Source organism: Neorhizobium petrolearium, from assembly GCF_029854435.1.
In the GTDB taxonomy this organism is placed as follows: Bacteria; Pseudomonadota; Alphaproteobacteria; order Rhizobiales; family Rhizobiaceae; genus Neorhizobium; species Neorhizobium petrolearium.
The window spans coordinates 1,742,905-1,765,678 of record NZ_CP123000.1 but is presented as its reverse complement, the minus strand read 5'-3'; the positions used below and the strand labels follow the sequence as shown (position 1 = coordinate 1,765,678).

Below are 22,774 nucleotides of genomic sequence, written 5' to 3'. Positions count from 1 at the left end.
CCGCCGACAGAGGGAGGAATCGCGATGAGCCCGCAGCGCTATCTTCTCGCGCAGGCCTATAACAATGCCTGGGCCAATCACCGGCTCCTGAAAGCCTGTGGCCGGCTTTCGCCGGAAGAAGTCGCCGCAAAGCGTGTCAGCTTCTTTCCGTCGATCATCCATACGCTGAACCATATCCTGACGGTCGACTGGCTTTATATCAGTGCACTCGAAGGCAACTGCATAGGTGCGGCGGCCTTCGATCCGGAAATCCCTTTCCCCTTCTTCGCTGATTTGGAACGCGAGCAGCGGGCCGCCGACCGACGCCTCATCGATCACTGTCGTGGCCTCGATACCGAGACGCTCACACAAGAGGTTCGCATCCCGCGCCAGACCCATGTGCAGGTGGAGAACACCGATCGCGTGTTGCTGCATCTCTTCCAGCACCAGATTCATCACCGCGGCCAGGTTCACGCCATGCTGTCGGGAACATCCGTCCCTCCGCCGCAGCTCGATGAATTCTTTGCCGCCGACGAGGAACAATTGCGAAAACAGGATTTTGCCGAACTCGGTTTCACCGAAGCCATGATCTGGAGTTGATCTGAACCATGCTTTATTTCGTCATCAAGGCCCTGCATCTCCTTTCCGACTTCCTGCTGATCGGCGGCATGCTGATCAATGCCTTCGTCATCGGCATGGTCCCGCCGGCGATCCGCGTGGGCGTCATCTCGGCGCTGCGCAGGTACGACCGCATCGTGACCACCGCAGCGCTGGGCGGCGCATGGATCTTCGGCCTCTGGCTCGCCTTCGGTTACGGTTTCTACACAAGCGGCTGGTTCGGCTTCAAATTCCTCATCGTCGTCATGCTGTCGGCCCTGCACGGCATGCAGGGTGGCTGGATGCGTCGCATGGAAGCCGATCCGAAACTCGATCCGCCGGCCTTCGTACGCGCCGGCATGCCGATCATTCTCATCTCGGTCGTACTGATCGTGGCACTCGCGGTGATCAAGCCGTTCTGATCCCGGCAATGTCTCCGCCCCGCACCGAGATCAGGACAGATCGCCTGGTCCTTCGTCCGACCTTTGCCACCGACGCGGAACGCGCATTCGAAATCCAGTCGGACTGGGAGGTCACGCGCATGTTGCGCATGGCCAGCTTTCCTGCGGACCGGCAGGCGACCCTCGACTGGTTCGCCGACCATGAACGGGAATGGTCCGCCGGTGAAGCCTATCGCTTTGCGGTGGAGGTCGCCGGCCGCATGGTGGGCCTTGTCGATGTCGATGAGATCAAAGATGGCGAGGGCGACCTCGGCTACTGGCTGGATCGAGCTGCCTGGGGGCGTGGCTATGCATTCGAGGCCGCGAACGCTGTGGTCCGCTTCGCCTTCGGCGAGATCGGTCTTTCGATGCTGAAATCCGGGCATGCAGCGGACAATCCCGCCTCCGGGCGCGTCCTGGCCAAGCTCGGCTTCGTCCCGGTCGACATCGTGGAACGCTTTTCCCGGCCGCGCGGCGAAACCATCCGGCAATGCCGGTATGTCCTCGCTTCCGCGTGCCGCTAGAGGTCAGGTTTTCGGCAGTTCGGCCGGCGGTTCGACATCGGAGGGCGCTGCCGGCTCATCATGAGCCTTGTTCAGTTCAACTCCGCTCAGCTCTGAAGACACCGCAGGCTGCTCGCCTGCGCTCTCCTCGGCGGCGACCTTCTCCAGTATCTCCGCTTCCTCTGTCCGGTAATGCACTTGGTCGAGGCTGCCGAGCATGCCGTTGGCGATCTCCCGCTCGCCCATGATCGTCCTGTCGGCGCCGAGTTTTTCCAGATACTCGATCTCGGCATCGGAATTCGCGCGGCAGAGGATGAGCAGCGCCGGGTTTACCTGCCGCGCCTGCATGACCACGTTACCCGCTTCGAAGGCGTTCGGGATCGCCACGACAAGGCTTTTGGCCGCACCGAGATTGGCAAGCTCCAGCACCTTGGGTGAAGCGGCATTGCCGACAATCACCTCGATGCCCTTTTTCAACAGTTCCTGGACGCGGTTTTCGGAATCCTCGATCACCAGGAACGGAATGCCGGAGGATTTCAGGTTGGCGACGACGATGCTGCCGACCCGTCCGTAGCCGACCACGACGGCATGGCCGCTCAGTCGCGTTGCGGCCACCTCGCCATCCTCGCCGGCCGTCGTCAATACGGGCTCACTCTCCTCCAGCCTGGCGGAAGCCTCCGCCTCGGTCATCGGACCGCTCCCTTCCATCGCTACCTCGGCATCGCTCGGAGCCTCAGCCGGCGCGCGATAGATGCGCGCCTCAAGCCCCGGCCTGATCTTGTCGCAGAGATAGAACATGACCGGGTTCAGGATGATCGAAATGATCGCCCCGGCCAGGATCAGGTCCCGGCCCTCTTCCGGCAGCATGTTCAGGCCGACGCCGAGTTCTGCAAGAATGAAGGAGAATTCGCCGATCTGCGCGAGGCTTGCTGAAATCGTCAGCGCAGTGCCCGCCTTGTGGCCGAATGCCATCACGATCAGGAAAGCGGCGATCGACTTGCCGATAACGATGATGAACACCGTGCCGAGCAGGGTCAGCGGGCTGTTGAGCACGATCGACGGATCGAACAGCATGCCCACCGACACGAAGAAAAGCACGGCGAAAGCATCCCTGAGCGGCAGGCTTTCCTGTGCGGCCCGGTGTGACAGTTCGCTTTCAGACAGGATCATGCCGGCGAAGAAGGCGCCGAGCGCCAGCGACACGCCGAAGAGTTTTGCCGCGCCGAAGGCGACGCCGAGCGCGATCGCCAGCACGCCCAGCCGGAAGAGTTCGCGCGAGCCGCTATGGGCGATGCGATGCAGGATCGCCGGGATGACCCGCCTTCCGACCACCAGCATCAGGCCAAGGAAGGCAGCGACCTTCAATAGCGTCACGCCGATGATGCCCGTGATTCCGAGGTCGATGTTGAGGAGTTGCGCGACGGCGATCGCCACCGGGTCCGAATGCGTCGCCTCGCCGCCGATGCTCGCCAACGCCGGGATCAGCACCAGTGCCAGAACCATGGCGAGATCCTCGACGATCAGCCAGCCGACGGCGATCTTGCCACGATCTGTCTCGACCAGGCGGCGCTCCTGGAGCGCCTTCAGAAGCACCACGGTGGAGGCGACGGACAGGGCAAGGCCGAAAACGAGGCTGCCGCCGAGCGGCCACCCCAGCAGCGTTCCCATGCCCCAGCCGAGCAGCGTGGCAAAGCCGATCTGCACGATCGCCCCGGGCACGGCGATACCGCGCACGGACAAGAGGTCCTTGAGCGAAAAATGCAGGCCGACGCCGAACATCAGCAGGATGACACCGATTTCAGCCAATTCCGGCGCAAGGCTCTGGTCCGCCACGAAACCGGGCGTATGCGGACCGACAAGGATGCCCGCGAAGAGATAACCGACCAGCGGCGGCAAGCGGAAACGATTGGCGATGGCGCCGAAGATGAACGCAAGCACAAGACCGCCGACGATCGTGGAAATCAATGGCGTCTCATGCGGCATCGACGTCTCCCTCTGGAAATCTCCTGACAAACCTGCCATATATGGCTTATGTTGACCAATATGGGCAGCTTTGACACATGGGTCAAGACGCAAGGCAGATGATTTTGACGCCGGCTTTGTGCCGCGCGGCCAGAGGCCTTCTCGATTGGACGCAAAGCGATCTCGCGGAGCGTTCGGAAGTCTCCCGCAGCACGATCCGCGACTTCGAAGGCAGCCGCCACGACATTCACCGCGCGACCGCTGCGCAGCTTCGTCGCGCCTTCGAAGAAGGCGGCGTTATCTTCATGGACGTAGATGGCTGCGGCATGGGCGTCTGCCAGAGGAATGGCAGCCTGCCGCAAGCCTGATATCTCCCGGCAGCGGGCAAAAAGACAGCACCGCCGGCAGACTCTGCTTTTCGAGACGGTCGCATTGCTCTAATCCTCCCTACCGCACACAAGGAGATTCAGCATGGCGAAGGTGGCATTCATCGGTCTTGGGGTCATGGGGTTCCCGATGGCGGGGCATCTTAAGGAAAAAGGCGGCCATGACGTCACCGTCTATAACCGCACCGCGTCCAAGGCTGCCGAATGGGTCAAGAGATATGGCGGCAAGGCTGGCGCCACGCCCTCCGAAGCGGCGAAGGATGCCGATTTCGTCTTCACCTGCGTCGGCAATGACGACGATCTCCGCTCGGTGACATTGACCGAAACGGGTGTGCTTGCCGGCATGAAGCCAGGCTCGATCCTGATCGACAATACGACCGCCAGCGCCGAAGTCGCCCGCGAACTCGAAGCCGCCGCCGGGGAAAAAGGCATCGGCTTCATCGACGCCCCCGTCTCCGGCGGCCAGGCGGGTGCGGAAAACGGCGTGCTCACCGTCATGTGCGGCGGCGACCCGGCGACCTTCGACAAGGCAAAGCCGGTCATCGACGCCTATGCCCGCATGGTTGGTCTGATGGGGCCGGCAGGCAGCGGCCAGCTCACCAAGATGATGAACCAGATCTGCATTGCGGGCATCGTCCAGGGGCTGGCGGAAGCCGTCCATTTCGGCAAGCAGTCCGGCCTCGATATCGAGAAGGTCATCGAGGTGATTTCCAAGGGAGCCGCCGGCTCGTGGCAGATGGAAAACCGCTACAAGACGATGATCGCCGGCAAATATGATTTCGGCTTTGCCGTCGACTGGATGCGCAAGGATCTCGACATCGTGCTCTCCGAGGCCCGCCGCAACGGCGCGAAGCTCCCGCTGACGGCGCTTGTCGATCAGTTCTACGGCGACGTGCAGGCAATGGGCGGCAATCGCTGGGATACGTCCTCGCTGCTGGCACGGCTTGAAAAAAAATGAAGCTGTCGCCGGATTCTCCTGCAGAGGATATCGTTGCGCATCTTCAGACGCTGCGCAACGAGGCCAATATCGCCGGCATGAGCCGCTTCGGCATCGATACCGCCACTGCGCTCGGCATCACCACGCCGCAGATGAAGGCGATCGTTCGCCAGGTCAAGAAAGATCACGCCCGTGCGCTGAAGCTCTGGAATACGGGGCTTCGCGACGCCCGCATGGCCGCCATCCTCACAGCCGATCCGAAAACGCTGACCAGGGCGGAGGCCGATCTCTGGGCGGGCGATTTCAATTCGTGGGAGATCGTCGATACCGCCGCCGACCTCTTCACCAAAACGCCGTTCTGGAAGGAACTCGTCGCTGAATTCGCGGAGGACGAGCGGGAATTCGTGCGCCGCACCGCTTTCGCGATGATCGCCGGCGCGGTCGTGCACAACAAGAATGAGCCGGACGAGACGTTCATCACCTACCTGCCGCTGATCGAGGCCCATTCCGCCGATCCGCGCAATTTCGTGAAGAAGGCGGTCAACTGGGCGCTGCGCAATATCGGCAAGCGCAACCGGACCTGTCACACCCCTGCGCTTGCCTTGTCGCAGAAGCTCGCCGCGTCTGCCGACAAGACTGCCCGCTGGATCGGCAAGGATGCCGTGAGAGAGCTGTCAAACGAAAGGATTCTGGCGCGGCTGAAATAGCCGTTAATCCTCTCCCGACTTCTGGTTGTCGAGCACCATATAGTCGAGCGGCAGTTCGGTCGTGTATTTGATCTGCTCCATGGCAAACGCCGAGGAAACGTCGCGGATCTCGATCTTGGCGATCAGCCGCTTGTAGAAGGCGTCATAGGAGCCGATATCCGGCACGACGACCCGCAGAAGATAATCGACGTCGCCGCTCATGCGGTAGAATTCAACGACTTCCGGGAAATCCACGACGACTTCGGAAAAGCGCTTCAGCCATTCGATCGAGTGGCTGGCAGTGCGGATCGACACGAAGACGGTGACCTTGGTGTTGACCTTGACCGGATCGAGCAGCGCGACGCGGCGGCGGATGACACCGTCCTCTTCCATCTTCTGAATGCGCCGCCAGCAGGGCGTGGTCGACAAGCCCACCTTCTTGGCGAGGTCCGCGACGGCGAGAGTGGAATCTTCCTGCAGAATGCGCAGGATCTTGCGGTCCAGGCGGTCCATTGACAGTCCTTTCGAAATGATTTTTCGTTATACACATAAATCATAGCAGTTAACCGAATTTTGTTTCAACGGATCAGGCTATCCACATTCTGTCGCAGAACCGGCAGCACATCGGCCTCGAACCAGGAGTTCTTCTTCAGCCAGCCGGTGTTGCGCCAGCTCGGATGCGGCAGCGGCAGAACGCGCGGCGCCTCGTTCACGAAGAAATGTTCGCGCCAGTTCCGGACCGTTTCCGTCATGCCCTTCTTTGTGCGGCTGCCGAGATGCCAGCCATGCGCATAACCGCCGACGGCGAGCACGAGCTCGATCTGCGGCATGGCGGCGATCACTCTTTGCCTCCACAATGGCGCGCATTCCCGCCTCGGCGGCAGGTCGCTGCCCTTGTCGTCGTAGCCGGGAAAACAGAAACCCATCGGCACGATCGCGAACCGGTCGGGATCGTAGAACTCCTCGCGACTGACGGCCATCCAGTCGCGCAGCCGATTGCCGGAGGCATCGTTGAAGGGAAGCCCGCTTTCGTGCACGCGCAGGCCCGGCGCCTGCCCGGCGATCAGCACCCGGGCCGTTCGCGAAAGCACGGCCACCGGCCGCGGCTCGTGGGCCAGGCGGTCGCCCTCGCCTTTCGCTGGCGTGTCCCGACAGACGCGGCACGCGGCGATCGCGGCCCGCAGCGTCTCGATCTCCTCATCACGATCGACAATCCGGTCCATGCCTATTCCCAATAGATCACCTGCTTCACCCAGTCCATGAACGTCTCCAAAAGGTTCGGGTCGTCCATCATGCCGCGGGATGTGCGCCAGTCCCGCGGGTCTTCGAATTGTCCGGCCCAGAGCCCCCGCCGTTCCCGCCGGGCGGCCGCCTGTTCCTCGGCATAGCGGCCGGAGGCGATCGCCAGCCCCTGCCGCACCAGCGCGGCGTTGATATTCGACGTGCCCGCATGGCAGCGCACGAGAAGCCGGCGATAACGGTCGCGCTCGCGTCCGAGGCATTCCGTCCCGGGATCGGCCGCGAGCCTCGCCAGAAGCCGCCTCGCCTCGTCTCCGCACGCCCATGTCATGCCGCGGCCGTCCTCGCAGGTCTGACGGAGTTCCGGTGCGTCGATGCCGTTCAGCCGCAGGCGTTCACTACCCGCAGACAGCGTGTCGCCGTCTATGGCGTAGAAAGGTCCGCGGACCACGCTGTCGGCCGCCTCATCCAGCTTCGTAATGATCAGCATTAGAAGGATGAAGAAGCATGCGAGCACCACGCCGTCGCGAAGAAACCTGAATATACGCGCCACAATCCGGCCTTATTGGAAAACGGAAACTTCAGAGAAATGGCAAACAAAACCTTTCCCGGCAGGACTCTCTTAAGGATTTGCCCCTAGTCTCTCAAGCACCCGGGTAAGTAGTTCAGTAGCCATGAGTAACGGCGTCAGCACCTCGACCGACAAGATCATCGTGGATCGATCGCGCAGCCATCGCAACAAGGCTGTGTCGAAAGCCGTACGCGCCACCCGGGAACGCCTGCAGTCCAGCGCCAAGGGCAACCAGATTTTCGACCGCGACATGCTCGCCATGCATGTCAACGCAGTGCTGCAGAGCGCATCCATCATGCCGCTCTTCATCGTTCTGGTGACGGCAATCGGCGTATACCTCAATCCGGATACAGGTCTTTTCGCGTGGGCGCTCCTGATGCTGAGCGTCCACGCCATCAACGTACTTCTGGCGCGGCGCGCGAGCCGCAAGGAAATCACTGCGATCGAGACCAGGAAATGGCGCAACAGGCTGCTTGCCGCGCAGGTGCTGGTCGGTTTCGGCTGGGCGCTTTTTTCGTTTCAGAGCTGCAATACCTGCGCCGGTGACAGCTATTATTTCTACAAGGGGGCTGTTCTTCTCTTCGCGATCTCGATCACGGCGATGAGCGGCTTCATGCTGCGGCTCGGCGTGCTGTTCGGCTTCCTGCCGATGATCGCGGCCCTGCTTGCCACTGCCATTCTCTCGCGACACGTGCTCGATATCGGCCTGACGGCCATATGCGCCGTCGCTGTCGTCTTCTTCCATTACATTGCCGACCGGCTCTATCGCTCCAATCTCACGCTGATGTCCTACCAGTCGGAGAAGGACGACCTGATCGCCGAGCTCGAAGTGGCAAAGTCGATGTCGGACGAGGCGCGCCGACGCGCCGAAGAGGCGAACCTCGCCAAATCCCGCTTCCTCGCCTCCATGTCGCATGAGCTGCGCACGCCGCTCAACGCCATCCTCGGTTTTTCGGAGGTGATGAATTCGGAAGTCCTCGGCCCGCTCGCCAATCCGACCTACAGGGAATATGCGGGCGACATCCACCGCTCCGGCCAGCATCTCCTGAACCTGATCAACGAGATCCTCGATCTTTCGCGCATCGAAGCCGGCCGTTACGAGCTGAGCGAGGAGGCGCTTTCGCTTCTGGAGATTGCCGAGGACTGCATCGGCATGGTGCAGCTTCGCGCCCGCGCCAAGAACATCACCATCCGCGAACAGTTCGAGCAGCAGTTGCCGCAGGTCTGGGCCGATGAGAAGGCCCTGCGCCAGGTGCTCCTGAACCTCCTCTCCAACGCGGTCAAGTTCACGCCGCAGGGGGGCGAGGTAACCGTCAAGGTCGGCTGGACAGCCGGCGGTGGCCAGTATATGGCGATCAAGGACAATGGGCCCGGCATTCCGGAAGACGAGATTCCGGTCGTTCTCTCGGCCTTCGGCCAGGGTTCGATCACGATCAAGAGCGCCGAACAGGGCACCGGTCTCGGCTTGCCGATCGTGCAGGCGATCCTCGCCAAGCACGACGGCCAGTTCATCCTGCGCTCCAAGCTGCGCGAAGGGACCGAAGCGATCGCCATCCTCCCCGCGACCCGCGTGTTGCAAAGCGTCCCCGCCGTCGCCGATGCGCCTGCCGTCGAACGGCGGCGCCGGAGCTTTGCGTGAGGTTTGAACGCAGCCGGGCCTTTTGCATGTGCACCGATTGGTGCACAATGCACACATGACAAAACTTCTCGACCGTGCCCTGAAAATCGTTAGCCAGCTTCCTGCTGAGCGGCAGGATGAGATCGCTCGCGTTGTGCTCACCCTAGCAAGCGAGGAGGAGCTGCTTTATCAGCTTACGCCTGAGGAAGAGGCTTCCTTCGCGAAATCGCTTGATCAAGCTGCAAGACGTGAGTTCGCCAGCGAGGAACAGGTCCACGCCGTCTTTTCAAAATACGCGTCGTGAAGATCCGTTTCACGCCTGAAGCGCTCGATGAACTCCAAAAAGTCCTGGACTATATTGGAGATCGATCACCACAAGGCGCTCGGAACGTAAATGCGCGTATTCAAAGAGTCTTGGCCAATCTCTCTAGCCACCCCCTCACCGGAGCGCCAACCCAGTCTTGAGGGAATGCGGCGTGTCGCGGTGCCGCCGTATTATCTGTCTCAAGATGAAGAGATTGTCGTCGTCGGCATCCGCCACGCGGTGCGAAATCCGTCGTCCATGCCGGATCAGGAGTGACGGCAAAGTCACCCCCACACGCTGCGTACCACCACATAAAGCGTAAACAGCCCGTTGGCGCAGAGCAGGCAGAAGACGGCAAAGGAGCCGAGATCCTTGGCATGCCGGCCGACGGTGGAGATTTCCGGCGAGATGCGGTCGACCAGTTCCTCGACCGCTGTGTTGAGCGATTCGACGCTGAACAGCACCAGCATCAGGACGAGATAAACGAGATAGTCGGTCAACGTGGCGCCGACGATCGCGAAAAGCACGAGACCGGCGACGAAGGCGATCACCTCATGGCGGAAGGCCTCCTCGCGCCAGAGCCGTCTCAGCCCCTGCATCGAATAGCGCGTCGCCGCGATCAGCCGGCGGATGCCGCTCGCCCTTTCGATATCGCTGTCGAGCGGCGTCTTTTCCATGAGGCTCAGTTGCCCTTGTTGCTGACGCCGGCCTGCTCGAAGGTCGCCATGCCGGAATGGCAGGCTGCTGCGGCCTTGACGATGCCCGCAGCCAGCGCCGCGCCCGTCCCCTCACCGAGCCGCATGCCGAGCGCCAGAAGCGGCGTCTTGCCGAGCCTCTCGATTGCTCTCAGATGCCCCGGTTCGCCGGAGACATGGCCGATCAGGCAATGATCGAGCGCGGAGGGATTGGCGGCCTTGAGGATCGATGCCGCCGCCGTCACCACATAACCGTCGAGCAGCACAGGAATCTTCTCGACACGGGCGGCTAGGATTGCGCCGGCGATCGCCGCGATTTCGCGGCCGCCCAGCCGCCGCAGCACTTCCAGGGGATCGGAGAGATGATCCTTGTGAAGCTCGACGGCCTGTTTCACTACGGCGATCTTGCGTTCCAGAAGCTCCCCATGCGAACCGGTGCCGGGGCCGACCCAGTCTTCCGCCTCGCCGCCATAGAGCGCAAGGTTGATCGCGGCGGCGATCGTCGTGTTGCCGATGCCCATCTCGCCGATGCAGAGAAGATCGGTGCCGCCGGCGATCGCCTCCATGCCGAAAGCCATGGTCGCCGCGCAATCGCGCTCGGAAAGTGCGGCTTCGGTGGCGATGTCACCGGTCGGGTAGTCGAGCGCCAGGTCGAAGATCTTCAGGCCGAGATCGTAGGTCACGCAGATCTGGTTGATCGCCGCGCCACCGGCCGCGAAATTCTCGACCATCTGCTGTGTCACCGACGAGGGATAGGGCGTAATTCCGTGTTTCGTCACGCCATGATTGCCCGCGAAGATCGCCACCAGCGGCCGGTTGACTGCCGGTGCTCTTCCCGTCCAGGCTGCGAGCCAGAAGGCAATCTCTTCAAGCCGTCCGAGCGAACCCGGCGGCTTCGTGAGTTGGGCGTCGCGCTCGCGGGCGGCCGCAAGCACCCGCGCATCCGGTCCCGGAAGGTTGGCCAGCAGGGTACGGAAGTCGTCGAAGGGAAGGCCGGTCACGCTCATCTGCAGTCTCTCTCGTCTTTACGCCGGTCTGCTTGTCTTTCCCGGCAAATCGCGCTTCTGTGCGCTTCTCATAGTCGGGGACTCATGGAGGGACAACTGCCAAACGCAAGCGAATTCGTCGCAGACCTCGCCCGGTCCGTGGGTTTTTTAAGCCGCCTGCCGGTGCCGGACCGTTTTTTCCGCGGCCACGACGGCTCGATTTCTCGCGCCGTGCGTGCCTTTCCGGTCGCCGGCCTCGTCATCGCGGCACTCCCCGCATTCATCCTTTTGTTCCTGGCGTCCGGTGATGCTCTGCTCGCTGCGCTGATCGCGCTTGCCCTCATGAGCTTGATGACCGGCGCTCTGCACGAGGATGGATTGGCAGATACTGCCGATGGGCTCGGCGGCGGGCGCGACAGGGACCAAGCGCTTGCGATCATGAAGGACAGCCGCACCGGCGCCTATGGTGTCGTAGCGCTGATCCTTTCCTTCGGGCTCAGGGCCGCCGCGCTTGCCGCCCTCGCCCGCCATGCCCCCCCAGCCGCCGCCCTGGCCTTGCTTGCCGCAGCCGCCGTCAGCCGCGCGGTTATGGTCGCCCATTGGCAGGCGCTTCCGCCCGCCCGCGAGAATGGCGTCGCAGCCGGCGCCGGCCTGCCGGAGGAGAGCGCCCGCAACCTCGCGCTCCTTATCGGCGGTGTCGTGGCGCTTCTCCTGCTGGTGCCGGCGCTAGGCCTGCCCAAAACGCTCCTGGCGCTGATCGTGGCGGCGCTTGCAGCGTTCGGTTTCACCCGTCTTGTCCGCAGGAAGCTTGGCGGTCACACGGGTGACACGATCGGTGCCACGCAACAGTTCTCCGAAATCGCCATGCTGGCCACCCTTGCTCTCGTCATCTGAACCCACGATATAGAACGTCATGATATCGCCCTGCATCCTCGTCTGCTCCATCGACATGAAGACCGGCTATTGTTTCGGATGCGGACGTACGCGCGACGAGATCGCCGCCTGGATGGACTATACCGACATGGAGCGCCGTATGCTGATGGAGATCCTGCCCGCCCGCCTCGATACCGTCGAACGCAGGCCGCGGCGGGAAACGCGGCGCCGGCGTCTCGCCCAGGAGCGGGACAACGCATGAATCCGCTGACGATCATCCTCCTCATCCTCGGCATCGGCCTGGCGCTCCTCATCTTCAATCACGATAACGGCCAGACGTTCGGCATAGCCAACGAAGACTTCGGCCAGATCATCTATCTCCTGCCGATCGCCGGCCTGCTCTCGGTCGGCATCCTCGCCGGCCGGCGCGGCAATTCCGGCCAGGTGCTGCGCAATCTTGCCATCTGGCTGCTGATCGTGCTCGGCCTCGTTGCCGTCTATCTCTATCGCGACGACGCCCGCGGCGTCGGCGCACGCATGGTCGCAGGCCTGCTGCCCGGCACCGCCGTCGTCGTGACGACGAGCGAGGGCCGCAACGAGGTCATCATCCATAAGACGAACGGCGGCCATTTCCAGACCAATGTCCGCGTCGAGGGCCAGGTCCTGCCGATGCTGGTCGATACCGGCGCGAGCACCGTCGTGCTCTCCTATGACGACGCCCGTGCCATTGGTCTCGATCCGGAGAATCTCGCTTACACGGTCAGCGTGATGACGGCCAACGGCCGGGCCCTGGCGGCGCCTGTGCGGCTCGACGAGATCGCCATCGGCCCGATCGTGCGAAACAATATCCGGGCGATGGTGGCCGAAGACGGGCGCCTTCATGAAAGCCTGCTCGGCATGAGCTTCCTCTCCACGCTCGGTTCGCTGCAGATGCAGACGGATGAGCTCAGGCTGAGGGACTGAGATCAGCCGAAATCCTGCGCCGCCTCGCCGTCGCCCTTCTTGCGGAACTGACTGGGCGGTGCGCCGATGATGCGTTTGAAGGCGCGGCTGAAGGAGGCCTCCGCATCATAGCCCAGCCGGTCGGCGACGACGGATACCCGCATCCCGTCCTTCAGCCATTGCCGCGCCTGGTGCATGCGCACCCGCGCCACGTAGCGTGCGGGCGTTTCGCCCACCACCTTCAGGAAGCGCTCGGCAAAGCCGGACCGTGAAACCCCCATGATCCGCGCCAATGCCGCCACGCTCCAGTCCCTGTCCGGCTGCAGGTGAATGGCGGCAAGCACCCGGCCGACCTCGGGATTGCGCACCGCGGCGATCCAGCCGGTCGTATCGCCGCAGCCGTGCTCCACCCAGGTGCGGATCAGCGTGGCGGTCAGCACGTCGGCGAGCCGGGCCAGAATGCCGCCGGCGCCGACCCGGTCCATCTCCACCTCGCGCGCCATGGCGTCGAGAAGATGCGGAATGGCCGGCTCGTTCTTCGCGAGCGCGCTGGTCAGCATCGCCTCCGGCATCATCTGCAAAAGCGGATGCAGCCTGTCGAGGTTGAAGCGCATGGATGCGGTAAACGCCAACGTGCTGCCGGGAGCATCGGCACATTGCACGTCGAAAACCCCCTGGCAAACCTCCTTGCGGCCGAACCGGTCGAAGGGCTTCGGCGTCACACCTTGTGCGCTTGCCAGCACATGCGCGTTGCCGCGCGGCAGAAGCACCGCGTCGCCCGCCTGCAGTGGCAGCCATTCGCCGCACGGCGTCTGGAGCCAGCAGCTGCCGCAGCCGATGAAGTGGAACCGCGCCGCCTCCTGCGCCGGAAAGGATGTCGCCCACGGCTCGGCGAGCCGGCAGCGTCCGTATTCGACGCCGTCGAGCCTAAGCCCGCGCAGCATCTCGCTCAGCGGGTCGGTGAAAACTTCCGGTTCCATTCTGGACGATCTGTCAAGCATATCGGATTTTCTAGCATAGAAACGACAGACTGTCACGCCTAACTCTAAGGCGGTCTCCCAAGATTCCTCCCAACATAGGAAACGACCATGACAGATTACACCTTGGAACGGGAAAATCCGTCGTCAGACGCCCGCCGAAAGGCCGCGTGGGACGCGGTGTTTTCGCTGTCGCTCGGCGTCTTCGGTCTCGTGACTGCGGAATTTCTGCCGGCGAGCCTGCTTACTCCCATTTCCGCCGACCTCGGCATCAGCTCGGGCACGGCGGGGCAAACCGTCACCGTGACCGCCGTGGTCGGCGCCATTGCCGGTCCTGCCGTCGTCATCGGCACGCGAAGCTTCAACCGGCGCTGGACGCTCTTCGCGCTGACGGCATTGCTCATCATTTCCAGTGCTCTTGCGGCACTCGCGAACGGCCTCCCCCTCCTTCTCCTGTCGCGCGTCCTGCTCGGTATCGGGCTTGGCGGCTTCTGGGCCATGTCGGCAGCCCTTGCCATGCGCCTCGTGCCGATGGATCTCCTGCCGCGGGCGATGGCGGTCATCTTCACCGGCGTTTCGGTGGCGACCGTCTGCGCCGCGCCACTCGGCGCCTATATCGGCGCGACGCTCGGCTGGCGGGCGGCCTTTGTGCTGACCGCCGCGGTCGGCCTGCTGGCGCTCCTCGTCCAGGTCGTCACCATGCCCTCGCTGCCGCCCACGGGAAGCGCCGGATTGGGCACGATGGTCGCCGTGCTCAGGAGACCGAAGGTCCGCATCGGCCTTTTCACCACGCTTCTCATCGTCGCGGGACATTTTGCGGGCTTCACCTATATCCGCCCCTATCTGGAGGAAATCCCGCGTCTCGATGTGGAGATGGTCTCGCTTGTCCTCCTCGCCTACGGCATCAGCGGCTTTTTCGGAAACATCGTCGGCGGCATGATCGCCGAGCGCAGTTCAAAGCTCGGCGTGGCCTTCGCATCCAGCCTGGTCGCGGTTGCCGCCGTGATCCTCGTTTCCACCGGCCAGTCGGTCGCAGCCTCGTCTGTCGCCGTCGCCATCTGGGGCTTCGCCTTCGGCGCGCTTCCCGTCAGCATCCAGAGCTATGTGACACGCGCGGCATCGGACGAGGCGGAAAGCGTCGGCGCCCTTCTGCTGACAACCTTCCAGATCGCGATTTCCAGCGGCGCGGTGCTCGGCGGCCTTCTGGTCGACATGCAGGGACCGCTCGGCGTCATGTCCTTCCTCGGCGTGGCCGCGCTGCTTGGAGGCTCGGTCATACTCGCCCGCGGCGGCAGGCAGATGCAGCTGAGCGAAGGCTGACCGCCTCCCTGCCCCGACAATCGTACCGGCTGCGGTCAGCTCCGCAGCCGGTATCCCGTCTTGAAGATCCAGCCGAGGACGGACAGGCAGATCGCCAGGAACAGCCCGATCATGCCGAGGCTGATCAGCGGGTTGACGTCGGCGATCTCGTAGAAACTCCAGCGGAAGCCCGAGACGAGATAGAGGACCGGATTGAAATGGCTGACCGCCTGCCAGAATGGCGGCAACATGTCGATCGAATAGAAGCTTCCACCCAAAAAGGTCAGCGGCGGGACGACCAGCATCGGCACGATGTTGAGCTGTTCGAAATTCTTCGCCCAGATGCCGATGATGAAACCGAACAGGCTGAAGGTCACCGCCGTCAGCACCAGGAAGACGATCATCATGAACGGATGGGCGATCGAGATGTCGACGAAGAACGAGGCGGTGGCCAATATGATCAGGCCGATGATCAGCCCCTTGGTCGCTGCCGCCCCCACATAGCCGATCAGTATTTCCGTCATCGCCACCGGCGCCGACAGGATCTCGTAGATCGTGCCGGTGAATTTCGGGAAATAGATGCCGATCGAACCGTTGCCGATGCATTGCGTCAGAAGCGTCAGCATGATCAGCCCCGGCGTGATGAAGGAGCCGTAGGAAACGCCCTCGATCGTCTGGATGCGTGAGCCGATAGCGGTGCCGAAGACGATGAAATAGAGCGAGGTGGTGATGACCGGCGAGATGACGCTCTGCAAGAGCGTGCGCTGCATGCGGGCCATTTCGAACGTGTAGATCGACTTGATCGCCTCGAAATTCATGCCTTCTCTCCCACCAATGCGACGAAAATGTCCTCAAGCGAGCTCTGCCGCGTGGAAAGATCGCGGAAATGGATGTCCTCGGCGGCGAGCGTCGCCAGAAGCGAGGCGATACTGCCCTGCCCTTCATCGCCTTGGTATTCGTGAACAAGCGCGGTGCCGTCATCCGCAAGCGTCAGGTTGTAGAGCGCCAGGCTGTCCGGCAGCGCTGTCAGCGGCTCGGATAGCTCGAGCCTGAGCTGCTTGCGGCCGAGCTTCTGCATCAGCGCCCTCTTCTCCTCGACCAGCAACAGCCTGCCGCCGTTTATGACGCCCACCCGGTCAGCAATCTCCTCCGCTTCCTCGATATAGTGGGTCGTGAGGATGATGGTGACGCCGTTTTCGCGCAGCCTCTCCACCACCTGCCACATCTCGCGACGCAGATTGACGTCGACGCCGGCCGTCGGCTCGTCGAGAAAGAGGATTTTCGGCTCATGCGCCAGTGCCTTGGCGATCAGCACGCGACGCTTCATGCCACCCGAAAGCTCGCGCAGCGTGTTGTCCTTCTTTTCCCAGAGCGACAGGTCCTTCAAAATACTCTCGATCAGGGCGGGATCCGGTTTCTTGCCGTGCACGCCGCGGGAAAAGCTCACGGTGTTCCAGACCGTCTCGAACATGTCGGTCGTCAGTTCCTGCGGCACGAGCCCGATCAGCGCCCGGGTCGCGCGGAAATCCTTCACCACGTCATGGCCGGCTACCATCACCTTGCCGGAACCGGGATTGACCAGCCCGCAGATGATCGAGATCAGGGTCGTCTTGCCGGCGCCGTTCGGCCCGAGCAGAGCCAGGATTTCCCCCTCCTCGATGTCGAGGTCGATGCCTTTCAGGGCCTCGAACCCGTTGCCGTAGGTCTTGGTGAGTCTGTCAATGGAAACGATAGGTGCCATGTGGAAACGGGTCTTTGCGGAATCGATTTTCGGAATTTGCCGCGAATATAGGTATCGAGGCCTGTGAAACTATCCCCGCTGGAAGAATATTGCGTTCGCTTTTTGCGACCAATGGAGCTGTCCTGGGCGGCCCCGGGAGATTCTCGCGGGGCCTCATGCCCTCAGCAATCCCCCATGATAGTCGAGCGCATAGGCTTCCCGGCTTTCCACCCATATGGCCTCGTGACCCCGGAAATGGGCGGCGTCACCGACGTTTTCGTCGGTATATTTCCCATGCTCTCCTGACCACTCGAAACCGCCGAGAAAGCGGCCCTGCCGATACATCGACGAAAGTGCCGCCTTGATCGTCGCACCAGCACGATGTCCGTCGATCAATTGCGGATGGCGGATATATCCATGGTAGTTCATGGCCCATACCGGCTCCTGCCGGAACCAGATGACTTCCTGGCCGATAAAATCTGTGCCTCCGAAATAGCTGTCGAGATATCGCCAATCCCCATCCGCCCAAGTCAGATCATGAGAGCCCATCCGGCTTGATCTCGCCTTATCGCCACCCCCGACATATGTCGCGGCTTTTGCCTTTACGATCACCCCGGTCAGAAGCTGAATATCCATATCTTGCCCCCTCGCCACAAGAACATAAAGGGAACAAATTATATCGTCATCGTCAAGGGCGTTTGTGAAACAAAATGCGGGTCATCCTGGGAGACTTTGGAGAGACGTCCGGGTTGGCCAGGCAATCGGCGGCGTCTGCCTTACAGGATAACCGTCAGGAAAAACTGCAGCGAGATGACGATGAGAAAGATGCCGAAACCGGCTTCGAGCTGGCGCTTCGACATGGCATGCGCGAGCCGGGCGCCGATCGGTGCCATGTAGAGCGTGATCGGGATCAGCAGCAGAACCGCCAGCCAGTTGATGTAACCGGTGGAAAACGGCGGCAGGCCGGGAACGCCCCAGCCACCCCAGACATAGCCCGCAAGACCCGGCAGCGAGATCAGCACGCCGACGCCGGAGGATGTCGCGACCGCCTGGTGAATCGAACGGCCATAGAGCGTCATGAAGGTATTGTTCAGCACACCGCCGCCGATACCCATCAGGCCCGAGAGCACGCCGATGCCCGTTCCCACCATGAATTTCAGCGGATTGCCGGGCAGGTCGTCGCCGAGTTTCCAACTCGCGCGGTTGAAGATCATCCGGAAGGCGAGCGCCAGCGCGATTACCGCGAAGATCAGACGCAGCTCGACGCTGGAGGCCTTGGCGGCGATCACGGTGGCGATCAGCGTGCCGAGCGGCACGGCGACGATCCAGCCCCTGAGCAGCGCGGTATCGACCGATCCCCTCTGCCTGTGCGCCATGAAGGAACGGATCGACGTCGGCACGATGATCGCCAGCGACGTGCCGAGCGCGAGCTGCATGCGCACGTCCTCGGCAATGCCGAGCAGCCCGAAGACATGGAAGAAGATCGGCACCAGGATGGCGCCGCCGCCGATGCCGAACATGCCGGCCAGCAATCCGGCAACCATGCCGCCGGCGACAAGCGCCAGGATGAAGGGAAGAATCTCAGCGGCGAAATGCAATCTGCTCTCCACTCCGACACCGGGTCTGAAGAAGGAGAATTCATCCACTACCGCTGTCATTTTTCCGTGACGTTCTTACAGCATTGTTCCCGCCAGGCAAGCAACGGTCCCGCCTCTACGCCGCACGTAACCTTCGCGCGACCGTCATCACCAAAGCGTTTCAGCTTCTCTTATTTCCGCTTGCCTCGCATGGACTGCTTTTGAGTATGAGTTTCTCGTTTCGGAGGCCCTGGCTTCTCCCCGCGAGCCCCGCCCCCGCCCTCGCCGGCCACAGCGCCGGCTTTCTTTTTTCAAATCGGGCATCATATGCATGAAAACGGCCAACCCGTTCCGTCACTGGGATGATGAACCTTCGTCAAAGCCTACCTGTAGCGGAGAGCCATGCTCTTTGGAGTAAAGGTATGCGCCTTTTTTGCCATTGCCGCATGACGCGCTTTTTGTTTTCCTTTCTGGTGAGGCATGTGTCGCCCCTCGCCCCGCCTATCCCAACGACGATGCAGCTTCAGCGGCCGGGTCCCCTGCCCGGCCGCCTCGCGTTGATGCGGGGAGCGGCGGGCATTCGGCGACCAGCCGCTATTGCCGTCGCGTTCCAGGCTGCGCATGTTTCCAGGCCATTTCCAGCGCATCACGAAGATCGGCCCGGTCGAGCTTCGACAGGATGCCCGTCGTCCAACCCTGCCGGCCCCAGGCGTTTTGGACAGGCGAGAAGGCTTCCGGAAGCATCATGCACTTGAACTGCTGCTCGTCGGGCGTGAACTTGAAGTTCGCCGTCAGACCGTCGGCGGCGAGTGTCACGTAGGTGCGCCTGACCTTGAAGGCCGCACGGTCGAAATGCGGCGCTTCAACTGTTCCCTCGAGGGAAAGGGCCAGGCTGCGCAGCATCTCACCTGTCGCCATCGTCAGACCTCAATCGCAGTAACGCCTGCCGCTCTTGCGCGAGCGAAGGTCGAAGTGGAAATGGTTCCAGTGTTCCGCATTGCTGCCGGGGCCGAGAACCGTGCTGAAATACTTGCAGCTATCGTTGCGCACCGATTTCAGGAGCCCGCCCTCGCGGAAGGAGAAAAGCCCCTTCTTGCGCACATCGATTTCGTGGCCGTTCTTCAGCACGATCCGGCCGATATCGATCGCATTGCCGCGCGCGTGTTCCGACATCGGATTGTAGCGCTGGCGGCTGTTGTTCATGCGGCGGCAGGAATAGCCGCCCATCGGCACGATCCTGCGGACCCCGGTGAGATAGCGGGTGCGCGCCGAAACGGCGAGCTCGTTCTTGACCCATTTGGCGAAGGCGAGCGTCGTCTGGCAGTTGAGCGTAACGGCCGGCTTGACGTCGATATTGCCCGACAGGCCGGAAAACTTGACCGGATAATCGATGCCGCAGCTCCGACCTTGGGAAATGCGCGGCCGGTCCTCGAACTCGACGCCGAGGCGGCGCAGTTCGGCGCGGCAGCTTGCTTCCGACCGGGGCATGGCGCCCCTGAGTGAGGGCTGTTGACGCTCGCTCATCGGGCCGTCGTCGCTCATCGGACCCCTATTGTTCGCCGGATTGTCCGGACGGATCATCGCCACCTGCTGTGCGCCGGCAGCGGGCGCGCGGCCTGGCGGGATGACGCGCGATCCGTCACTCCAGGTCATGCCCTGGCCGGCCATGCTTCCGTTCGTCAGGTCCCCCTGCAGGCCGGCGCCCTGGCGCTTCGGCGGAACGATCACACGATCGTCGGAGATCGGCTGGGAAATCGGCTGACGGCGGGGCTGCAACGCGACGGGATTGTCGGTGCCGATGCCGTCGACCACCGGCTGGTCGCCGACACCTTCGGCGATATCGCTGTCCTCTTCCTCGGCAAGTCCCGTGACGTCGCTCTCGTCAGGGCCGAAGCCGAATTCGGCATCCATGTTGACACCCTCTTCGGGGATGACCGTCGGCCCGGCGCCTGCCGCAGGCTGCCCCGGCGACATCTGCTGCATCGCCTCGTCGCTGTCGATCATCGGCAGGCGGCCCTGGCGCGCGGCGGCCGGGGCAGTCCCGCCGAGCGGCGCGGACTGTACCGATCCCGGCGCCCTCAGATACTGCCCGGCATGACCGGCTGTGTCGGTCCCTGCAGGATTCGCGGTATTCATGTAATCGACGGCGCTCGCCTGCGAAACGGGCGCGGGGCCGACCGGATAGGCCTGTTGAGAAAGGGGCTCGCGCGGCAGTGAGCGCATCGGTTCGATCGCGCCGACGCGCGTGCCGCTGTCGATCGGCGCGGGCGGAACGAGGTCCACCGCGGAACAGGCAACCAGCATTGTCGAAATCATCAGCGAGGTTACCGCCCGCCGAGAAAGGGAAGCATACGCCATACCAGTTGCCACTCTTCCGGTGCCGAAATGGCACACACGGAAAGTTTAGGCAAAGCCGGTAAACGAAAGCTTGAGGAAACAAGGCCATTTCGGGGCGTTATGAGGCTCTGATCCCAGGTTTTGCAGCTTGGGAGCCGTTGACACCGCCGATACGACAATGCCGCTCAATGGAGCACGCCCGGCAGCCGGCGAGGATGACTGATCCGTGCGAATGAGGACGGGAGCGTCCGATAGAAAAGCCGCCGGACTTGTGAAATCCGGCGGCTTTTTCCTGATGGGCGTCGATCGTTACGCGGCGCGGGAACGCGATGCGGTACGGTACCCCGCCTGCCTGCCGCTGCCGGCGAGCTGGAACGCCGAAAGCAGGGCCTGCAGGTGCAGGCTCTGTTCGGCGAGCGTCTGGCTTGCCGCCGTGGTTTCCTCCACCATCGCCGCATTCTGCTGGGTCATCTGGTCCATCTGGTTGACGGACTGGTTGATTTCCTGAAGGCCCGTCGCCTGCTCGCGGGCGGCGGTGGCGATCGTTTCCACATGCGCATTGACCCGCTCGACCAGCGTGGCGATCTCCACCAGCGCGTCGCCGGTGGAACGCACCAGCGTGACGCCGCCTTCGACCTCACGGGCGGAATTGCCGATCAGCGTCTTGATCTCCTTCGCCGCATTGGCGGAGCGTTGCGCCAGCTCGCGCACCTCCTGCGCCACGACCGCAAAGCCGCGGCCTGCCTCTCCGGCCCGCGCCGCCTCGACGCCGGCATTCAGCGCCAGCAGGTTGGTCTGGAAGGCGATCTCGTCGATCACCGAGATGATCTGACCGATACGGTTGGACGATTCCTCGATGCGGCCCATGGCGTCGATCGCATTGCGGACGATCTCGCCCGAGCGGCTGGCGCTGTCCTTGGTTTCGTTCACCATGGCGCGCGCCTCGTGCGCCCGCTCCGATGCGGTGCGGACCGTGGCGGTGATCTCGTCGAGCGCGGCAGCCGTCTCTTCGAGAGAGGCCGCCTGCTGTTCGGTGCGCTTGGAGAGGTTGTTCGTCGCGCCGGAGATGTCGGCGGCGCTGTCGCGGACCACGAGACCCGTTTCGGCGATCGCCTCGACCGCCCGATGCAGCGAACCGACGGCCGCGTTGAAATCGTCGCGCAGCTTGGCATAATCCTCGCCGATATCGCCGAGCGAGACGGAAAGGTCGCCGCCCGCCAGCGCCTCCAGCGCCAGCCCGAGCTCGCCCATCGCCCGGGTCTGGCGTTCGGCAGCGGCGGCCATCGTCCGTTCGTTGCCGGAGCGCTCGTCGGCAAGCGCACGCGCCTGATCGGCCTCGCGGGCCTGCAAGGCGGCGCGTTCCTCGACCGAATCCCTCAGCACGGCCACCGCGCGGGCGATATCGCCGATCTCGTTCTTCTCGTCGGTGCAGGGGACGGCGCCGCCGGTCTCGCCCGCGGCGATCGACTGCAGCACCTGATTGACCTTGCCGATCGGCCCCGTGACGGTTCTCACCACGAAGGCCGCCCCGCCGACCAGCACCAGCGCGCCGATGCCGAAGATCGAGGCGAAGTTGATCAGGTTACGCCGGAACATGGCATGCAGGTCGTCCACATAGACGCCGGTGCCGATGATCCAGCCCCAGGGTGCAAAGCCGGCCACATGCGAATATTTCTCGACCGGCTCCTCGAAACCCGGCTTCGGCCAGTAGTAGTCGACGAAACCCTTGCCCTTGGCCTTCACGACATCGGCGAATTCCACGAACAGGAACTTGCCGTTGGGATCCTTGTCATTGGAGAGGTCCTTGCCGTTCATCTCCGGCTTGATCGGGTGCATGACCATCCGCGGGGTCATGTCGTTGATCCAGAAATAGCCGGTCCCGTCGCCGTAGCGCATGACGGAAATGGTCGCCTTTGCCTCGGTCTGCGCCTCATCGCGGGTGATGGCGCCCGAGGCTTCGAGCGCCTGGTATTTCTTCAGCACCGTCAGTGCGGCGTCATTCATCTGCGCGAGGCCCGCCTTGCGCTCCACCTCGGACGACCGGTAGCTCTGGAACAGGCTGAAGGTCATTGCGCCGCCGAGAATGATGAGCGACAAAAGCACAAGACAATAAAGCCGCCAGGAAATGGTAAGACGTTTCATGACC

27 protein-coding genes are annotated in these 22,774 nt (G+C 62.8%); 13 read left to right on the top strand and 14 right to left on the bottom strand.

Translation table 11 applies throughout. From position 1 onward, the window contains the following. The first annotated feature begins 24 nt into the window (after positions 1 to 24). Genes QEO92_RS09095 through QEO92_RS09085 form a run of 3 tightly spaced genes read left to right on the top strand, consistent with a single transcriptional unit; the run spans position 25 to position 1,540 of the window. Complete coding sequence (locus QEO92_RS09095; RefSeq protein WP_037155215.1) at positions 25 to 579, top strand: DinB family protein; 555 nt, start codon at positions 25 to 27, stop codon at positions 577 to 579. Between the two features lie 8 nt (positions 580 to 587). Next, positions 588 to 998: a CopD family protein gene (locus QEO92_RS09090; protein ID WP_227702796.1), complete on the top strand. Its 411-nt coding sequence runs from the start codon at positions 588 to 590 to the stop codon at positions 996 to 998. A gap of 8 nt (positions 999 to 1,006) precedes the next feature. After that, positions 1,007 to 1,540 (top strand): GNAT family N-acetyltransferase, encoded by a 534-nt coding sequence (locus tag QEO92_RS09085; RefSeq protein WP_227702795.1) that lies wholly within the window; start codon positions 1,007 to 1,009, stop codon positions 1,538 to 1,540. Between the two features lie 3 nt (positions 1,541 to 1,543). Here the strand turns inward: QEO92_RS09085 and QEO92_RS09080 are convergent, their stop codons facing one another. Next, positions 1,544 to 3,502 carry a cation:proton antiporter domain-containing protein gene (locus tag QEO92_RS09080; RefSeq protein ID WP_227702794.1) on the bottom strand — a complete coding sequence of 653 codons (1,959 nt, stop codon included), beginning with the start codon at positions 3,500 to 3,502 and terminating at the stop codon, positions 1,544 to 1,546. A gap of 77 nt (positions 3,503 to 3,579) precedes the next feature. Between QEO92_RS09080 and QEO92_RS09075 the strand changes: the two genes are divergently transcribed. From QEO92_RS09075 to QEO92_RS09065, 3 genes are all read left to right on the top strand, one after another. Next, positions 3,580 to 3,849, top strand: coding sequence for a helix-turn-helix transcriptional regulator (locus tag QEO92_RS09075; RefSeq protein WP_037155213.1), 270 nt, complete (start codon positions 3,580 to 3,582; stop codon positions 3,847 to 3,849). A gap of 103 nt (positions 3,850 to 3,952) precedes the next feature. Beyond that, the gene (locus QEO92_RS09070) at positions 3,953 to 4,825 is read left to right on the top strand and encodes an NAD(P)-dependent oxidoreductase (RefSeq protein WP_227702792.1); all 873 of its coding nucleotides are present in this window, start codon (positions 3,953 to 3,955) and stop codon (positions 4,823 to 4,825) included. Beyond that, positions 4,822 to 5,511, top strand: coding sequence for a DNA alkylation repair protein (locus QEO92_RS09065; protein WP_227702791.1), 690 nt, complete (start codon positions 4,822 to 4,824; stop codon positions 5,509 to 5,511). Before QEO92_RS09070 ends, QEO92_RS09065 begins: the two co-directional genes overlap by 4 nt. A gap of 3 nt (positions 5,512 to 5,514) precedes the next feature. Here the strand turns inward: QEO92_RS09065 and QEO92_RS09060 are convergent, their stop codons facing one another. From QEO92_RS09060 to QEO92_RS09050, 3 genes are all read right to left on the bottom strand, one after another. Further along, positions 5,515 to 6,003: an Lrp/AsnC family transcriptional regulator gene (locus QEO92_RS09060; RefSeq protein ID WP_037155205.1), complete on the bottom strand. Its 489-nt coding sequence runs from the start codon at positions 6,001 to 6,003 to the stop codon at positions 5,515 to 5,517. A 65-nt stretch (positions 6,004 to 6,068) separates the two neighbouring features. After that, complete coding sequence (locus QEO92_RS09055) at positions 6,069 to 6,713, bottom strand: uracil-DNA glycosylase family protein (protein WP_227702790.1); 645 nt, start codon at positions 6,711 to 6,713, stop codon at positions 6,069 to 6,071. 2 nt (positions 6,714 to 6,715) lie between these two features. After that, a complete protein-coding gene (locus QEO92_RS09050) occupies positions 6,716 to 7,282 on the bottom strand; it encodes a thermonuclease family protein (protein ID WP_037155200.1) in 567 nt (188 codons plus the stop codon). 121 nt (positions 7,283 to 7,403) lie between these two features. Here QEO92_RS09050 and QEO92_RS09045 point away from each other — a divergent pair, with 121 nt between their 5' ends. From QEO92_RS09045 to QEO92_RS33220, 3 genes are read left to right on the top strand one after another with little or no spacing between them, the layout of a single operon-like run. Continuing rightward, complete coding sequence (locus QEO92_RS09045; RefSeq protein ID WP_227702789.1) at positions 7,404 to 8,939, top strand: sensor histidine kinase; 1,536 nt, start codon at positions 7,404 to 7,406, stop codon at positions 8,937 to 8,939. A 55-nt stretch (positions 8,940 to 8,994) separates the two neighbouring features. After that, positions 8,995 to 9,222 carry a hypothetical protein gene (locus QEO92_RS09040; protein WP_037155194.1) on the top strand — a complete coding sequence of 76 codons (228 nt, stop codon included), beginning with the start codon at positions 8,995 to 8,997 and terminating at the stop codon, positions 9,220 to 9,222. Further along, positions 9,219 to 9,383: a type II toxin-antitoxin system RelE/ParE family toxin gene (locus QEO92_RS33220; RefSeq protein ID WP_161784781.1), complete on the top strand. Its 165-nt coding sequence runs from the start codon at positions 9,219 to 9,221 to the stop codon at positions 9,381 to 9,383. Before QEO92_RS09040 ends, QEO92_RS33220 begins: the two co-directional genes overlap by 4 nt. A gap of 123 nt (positions 9,384 to 9,506) precedes the next feature. Here QEO92_RS33220 and QEO92_RS09035 read toward each other — a convergent pair whose 3' ends face one another. Further along, positions 9,507 to 9,899, bottom strand: a complete 393-nt coding sequence (locus QEO92_RS09035; protein ID WP_037155192.1) for a diacylglycerol kinase — start codon at positions 9,897 to 9,899, stop codon at positions 9,507 to 9,509. A 5-nt stretch (positions 9,900 to 9,904) separates the two neighbouring features. Continuing rightward, positions 9,905 to 10,924: a nicotinate-nucleotide--dimethylbenzimidazole phosphoribosyltransferase gene (cobT, locus tag QEO92_RS09030; RefSeq protein ID WP_227702788.1), complete on the bottom strand. Its 1,020-nt coding sequence runs from the start codon at positions 10,922 to 10,924 to the stop codon at positions 9,905 to 9,907. Between the two features lie 84 nt (positions 10,925 to 11,008). Here cobT and QEO92_RS09025 point away from each other — a divergent pair, with 84 nt between their 5' ends. The 3 genes from QEO92_RS09025 to QEO92_RS09015 are packed head-to-tail and all read left to right on the top strand — an operon-like array spanning position 11,009 to position 12,739. Further along, positions 11,009 to 11,797, top strand: a complete 789-nt coding sequence (locus tag QEO92_RS09025) for an adenosylcobinamide-GDP ribazoletransferase (RefSeq protein ID WP_037155186.1) — start codon at positions 11,009 to 11,011, stop codon at positions 11,795 to 11,797. Between the two features lie 19 nt (positions 11,798 to 11,816). Then, entirely contained in the window at positions 11,817 to 12,038 is a 222-nt protein-coding gene (locus QEO92_RS09020; RefSeq protein ID WP_037155183.1) for a DUF1289 domain-containing protein, read from the top strand. Next, a complete protein-coding gene (locus QEO92_RS09015) occupies positions 12,035 to 12,739 on the top strand; it encodes a TIGR02281 family clan AA aspartic protease (protein ID WP_227702787.1) in 705 nt (234 codons plus the stop codon). The genes QEO92_RS09020 and QEO92_RS09015 overlap by 4 nt, the downstream gene beginning before the upstream one ends. 2 nt (positions 12,740 to 12,741) lie before the next feature. Here the strand turns inward: QEO92_RS09015 and QEO92_RS09010 are convergent, their stop codons facing one another. Next, entirely contained in the window at positions 12,742 to 13,719 is a 978-nt protein-coding gene (locus QEO92_RS09010) for an AraC family transcriptional regulator (protein ID WP_407721072.1), read from the bottom strand. An 87-nt stretch (positions 13,720 to 13,806) separates the two neighbouring features. Here QEO92_RS09010 and QEO92_RS09005 point away from each other — a divergent pair, with 87 nt between their 5' ends. Beyond that, entirely contained in the window at positions 13,807 to 15,015 is a 1,209-nt protein-coding gene (locus QEO92_RS09005; RefSeq protein WP_227702785.1) for an MFS transporter, read from the top strand. 35 nt (positions 15,016 to 15,050) lie between these two features. On the opposite strand, the gene QEO92_RS09000 is transcribed toward QEO92_RS09005, so the two are convergent. The 7 genes from QEO92_RS09000 to QEO92_RS08970 form a co-directional block, all read right to left on the bottom strand. Then, the gene (locus tag QEO92_RS09000; RefSeq protein WP_227702784.1) at positions 15,051 to 15,812 is read right to left on the bottom strand and encodes an ABC transporter permease; all 762 of its coding nucleotides are present in this window, start codon (positions 15,810 to 15,812) and stop codon (positions 15,051 to 15,053) included. Further along, a complete protein-coding gene (locus QEO92_RS08995) occupies positions 15,809 to 16,735 on the bottom strand; it encodes an ABC transporter ATP-binding protein (protein ID WP_227702783.1) in 927 nt (308 codons plus the stop codon). Before QEO92_RS08995 ends, QEO92_RS09000 begins: the two co-directional genes overlap by 4 nt. 153 nt (positions 16,736 to 16,888) lie before the next feature. Beyond that, positions 16,889 to 17,350: a DUF5680 domain-containing protein gene (locus QEO92_RS08990; protein ID WP_227702782.1), complete on the bottom strand. Its 462-nt coding sequence runs from the start codon at positions 17,348 to 17,350 to the stop codon at positions 16,889 to 16,891. Positions 17,351 to 17,490: 140 nt separating this feature from the next. After that, the gene (locus QEO92_RS08985; protein WP_425272377.1) at positions 17,491 to 18,258 is read right to left on the bottom strand and encodes a sulfite exporter TauE/SafE family protein; all 768 of its coding nucleotides are present in this window, start codon (positions 18,256 to 18,258) and stop codon (positions 17,491 to 17,493) included. Between the two features lie 627 nt (positions 18,259 to 18,885). Beyond that, positions 18,886 to 19,209, bottom strand: a complete 324-nt coding sequence (locus QEO92_RS08980) for an MmcQ/YjbR family DNA-binding protein (RefSeq protein WP_037155168.1) — start codon at positions 19,207 to 19,209, stop codon at positions 18,886 to 18,888. A 9-nt stretch (positions 19,210 to 19,218) separates the two neighbouring features. Further along, positions 19,219 to 20,649, bottom strand: a complete 1,431-nt coding sequence (locus QEO92_RS08975; RefSeq protein WP_227702780.1) for an extensin-like domain-containing protein — start codon at positions 20,647 to 20,649, stop codon at positions 19,219 to 19,221. A 288-nt stretch (positions 20,650 to 20,937) separates the two neighbouring features. Then, complete coding sequence (locus tag QEO92_RS08970; RefSeq protein ID WP_227702779.1) at positions 20,938 to 22,770, bottom strand: methyl-accepting chemotaxis protein; 1,833 nt, start codon at positions 22,768 to 22,770, stop codon at positions 20,938 to 20,940. Positions 22,771 to 22,774 lie beyond the last annotated feature (4 nt).